Origin of the sequence: Halomonas sp. (genome assembly GCF_041689495.1) — a bacterium.
Taxonomy (GTDB): domain Bacteria; phylum Pseudomonadota; class Gammaproteobacteria; order Pseudomonadales; family Halomonadaceae; genus Halomonas.
In genome coordinates this window covers 1-3,338 of the sequence record NZ_JBDNGD010000104.1, presented here as the reverse complement: position 1 = coordinate 3,338, position 3,338 = coordinate 1, and the positions used below count along the sequence as shown (strand labels likewise).

The 3,338-nt window shown below is 68.2% G+C and carries 4 protein-coding genes; all 4 read left to right on the top strand.

From position 1 onward, the window contains the following. Window positions 1-294, top strand: a 294-nt coding sequence (locus ACESMD_RS03335; RefSeq protein ID WP_372610309.1) for an enolase C-terminal domain-like protein, incomplete at its 5' end; no start/stop codon positions are given. A gap of 29 nt (window positions 295-323) precedes the next feature. Further along, complete coding sequence (locus tag ACESMD_RS03330) at window positions 324-1,253, top strand: dihydrodipicolinate synthase family protein (protein WP_372610307.1); 930 nt, start codon at window positions 324-326, stop codon at window positions 1,251-1,253. Then, on the top strand, window positions 1,246-2,265 hold the full coding sequence (locus ACESMD_RS03325; RefSeq protein ID WP_372610305.1) for a 2-hydroxyacid dehydrogenase: 1,020 nt from the start codon (window positions 1,246-1,248) through the stop codon (window positions 2,263-2,265). Before ACESMD_RS03330 ends, ACESMD_RS03325 begins: the two co-directional genes overlap by 8 nt. Next, a partial coding sequence (locus ACESMD_RS03320; protein WP_372610303.1) for an alpha-hydroxy-acid oxidizing protein occupies window positions 2,262-3,338 on the top strand: 1,077 nt, incomplete at its 3' end. The genes ACESMD_RS03325 and ACESMD_RS03320, both read left to right, overlap by 4 nt.

Sequence of the window (3,338 nt, the reverse complement as noted above, 5' to 3'; positions counted from 1 at the left end):
GCGGTATGCGGCGGGATCACCGAGTTCCGACGCATCGCCGCCACGGCGGCGAGCTTCGGCGTGGATATCTATCCGCACTGGTTCCACGACCTGCACATCCATCTCGTCGCCTCGGCGCCCAACGTGCAGATGGTAGAGTTCTTCGCTGACGATCAGGTGCTCAATTTTCGGCGCCTGGTGGATACCCAGCTTGAATTCGCCGATGGCCGGCTGAGGCTGCCCACCACGCCCGGCCTGGGGTTCGGCTTCGATCCGGAAGCGCTCGAGCGCTACGCCATCGAATCCTGGCACTGATGGACAATGATCCGCACAAGGAGAATGTCATGTCCCAAACGCGTGGAGACGTCTGGTCTCCGGTAATCACCCCCTTCGGCGCCGACCTGGCGCCGGATACCCGGCGCTTCGTGACTCACTGCCAGTGGCTCGCCTCACACGGGGTCGGGCTCGCGGTGTTCGGCACCAACTCCGAGGCCAACTCGATGACGGTCGAGGAGAAACAGCACCTGCTGGGTACCCTGGTGAAGGGCGGTGTCGACCCCGCCCGGCTGATGCCCGGCACCGGACAGTGCGCCATCGGCGACAGCGTGGCGCTGACCCGCGAGGCCGTGGCAGTGGGCTGTGCGGGCGTCTTGATGCTGCCGCCTTTCTATTACAAGAGCGTCAGCGACGAGGGATTGTTTCGCTACTACAGTGAGGTGATCGAGCGGGTGGGGGATTCGCGGCTGCGGGTCTATCTCTATCACATTCCCCCCGTCGCACAGGTGCCGCTGTCACTGGCGTTGATCGAACGCCTGCGTGACGCCTTCCCTGGCACCATCGCCGGAATCAAGGACAGCGGTGGCGACTGGTCGCATACTCAGGCGTTGATCGATCGCTTCGGTGGCGACGACTTCGCCGTCTATGCCGGCAGCGAGCGTTTCCTGCTGGATACCCTGCGAGCCGGAGGCGCCGGTTGCATCAGTGCCACCGCCAACGTCAACCCGGGCGCCATCGCGGGCCTGGCCGCGAGCTGGCAGGCCGAGGCCGCCGACGAGCGGCAGCAGGCGCTCAACGCAGTGCGCGACCTGTTCGAGCGCTATCCACTGATTCCTGCCATGAAGGCCGCCACGGCGCACTTCTCCGGGACGTCCGATTGGCGTCGCGTGCGACCACCGCTAGTCGAGCTGGAAGAGGCACGCGCCACCGAGCTTGTGTCCGCCCTGGAGGAGATGGGGTTCCGCATGGAGGGGCTGGGGGAGTCGACTCATGGGTGAGGCGTCCAGGCCCTGGCGTGTCGTCGCTGTGCGGCGGCTCAGCGAGGCGCAGTTGGCGGCGCTGTCTGCCGTCGCCGAGGTCGAGTACTTCGAGGAGATTAGCGAGCACAACCGCGCCGATTTTCTTGCCGCCCTGTCGCGTGCCCACGGGCTGATCGGTGGCAAGCTGGAACTCGACGAGGCGATGCTGGCCGAGGCGCCGGCGCTGCGGGTGGTGTCGACCATCTCGGTGGGCTATGACCATCTGCCGTTGGCGACCATGAACCGGCGCGGCATCCTGCTGTGCAACACCCCGAATGTGCTGACCGAGACCACGGCGGACACGGCCTTCGCGCTGATCATGGCGACCCAGCGTCGCCTGGTGGAGCTGGCCAACCGGGTTCGAGATGGCGAGTGGAAGGCACATATCGGGCGCGAGCACTTCGGGATCGACGTACACGGCAAGACCCTCGGCATCGTGGGGGCGGGGCGGATCGGCGCGGCTACCGCGCGGCGCGGTGCGCTGGGCTTCGGCATGCCCATCCTTTACACGGCGGCCTCGCCGAAGCCCGAGCTTGAGGCCTGCCTGGGCGCTCATCGTCGCGAGCTCGACGCCCTGCTGGCGGAGGCGGACATCGTCTGTCTCAGCGTGCCCTACAACGCCGACACCCATCACCTGATCGATGCCACGGCCCTGGCGCGGATGAAGTCCACGGCGGCGCTGGTCAACGTGGCGCGGGGCAAGGTGATCGACGAGCCTGCGCTGGTCGATGCCCTGCAGCGTAGGGTGATTCGCGCCGCCGGGCTCGACGTCTTCGCCGAGGAGCCGCTACCGGCGAGCTCGCCCCTGGCTGCGATGGACAACGTGGTGGCCACACCGCATATCGGCTCGGCCACCCACGAGACCCGCGAGGCCATGGCCCAGCTGGCGGTGGACAACCTAGTGGGGGCGCTGTCCGGGAGCGGTCCGCTCACGGCCGTCAACGAGGACGCCTGGCGAAAGCCAGCCGCGACGTCGGGAGGCAACCGATGAGCGCTCGGCGGCTGGAGCGCATCCTCAGTCTCGATGACTTCGAACGGGCAGCGCGCCGGCACCTGCCGCGGCCGCTGTTCGGCTATGTGGCCAGCGTGGCCGAGGACGGCGGTACCGCCCGGGCCAGCCGCGAGGCCTTCGAGGCCTACGACTTGCTGCCACGAGCGCTGGTGAACGTCTCCGGGGTGTCCACCGGGACCGAGCTCTTCGGTCGTCGCTATGCCTACCCTTTCGGCATCGCGCCCATGGGCATCAGCGCCCTGACGGCCTATCGCGGCGATCAGGTGCTGGCGCGGGCGGCGGCCGACGCCGGGATCCCCATGATCGTCAGCGGCACCTCGTTGATCCCCATGGAGGCGCTGGCGGGGCCGGACGGCTCGGACTGGTTCCAGGCCTACCTGCCCGGCAGCCCGGAGGAGATCGATGCCCTGCTGGCGCGCGTCGAGCGGGCCGGGTTTACCACGCTGGTGATCACCGTGGACTACGCCGTACCACCCAATCCCGAGAATCACCGTCGTGCCGGCTTCTCATCGCCGCTGCGGCCCAGCCTGCGCCTGGCCTGTGATGGCCTGGCGCGACCGCGCTGGCTGTTCGGGACCTTCCTGCGCACCCTGTGGCGTCACGGTGTGCCGCACTTCGAGAACAACGCTGCGACCCGCGGCGTGCCCGTGCTAGCGAAGAACGTAAACCGGGATTTCTCGGGGCGCCGGCATCTCGACTGGTCGACCCTCGAGCGGGTTCGCGCGCGTTGGCCCGGCACGCTGGTGGTAAAGGGCATCCTGCATCCCGAGGATGCCCGGCGGGCGGTGGCGGCGGGCGCCGATGGGTTGATCGTCTCCAATCACGGTGGTCGTCAGCTGGATGCCACCGTGGCGCCGTTGACCATGCTGCCCGAGGTGCTGGAGGCGGTAGAAGGGGCCGTGCCAGTGATGATCGACGGCAGCTTCCGCCGCGGCAGCCAGGTGTTGAAGGCGTTGTCGCTGGGGGCCAGCTTCGTGTTCCTGGGTCGCCCGTTCAACTACGCGGCGAGCATTGCCGGCGAGGCCGGCGTCGCCAGGGCCGTGACGCTGCTC

Excerpts from the sequence above, each read along its gene's own strand:
- ACESMD_RS03330 (WP_372610307.1), top strand. The coding sequence starts at position 324 with ATGTCCCAAACGCGTGGAGACGTCTGGTCTCCGGTAATCACCCCCTTC.
- ACESMD_RS03325 (WP_372610305.1), top strand. The coding sequence starts at position 1,246 with ATGGGTGAGGCGTCCAGGCCCTGGCGTGTCGTCGCTGTGCGGCGGCTC.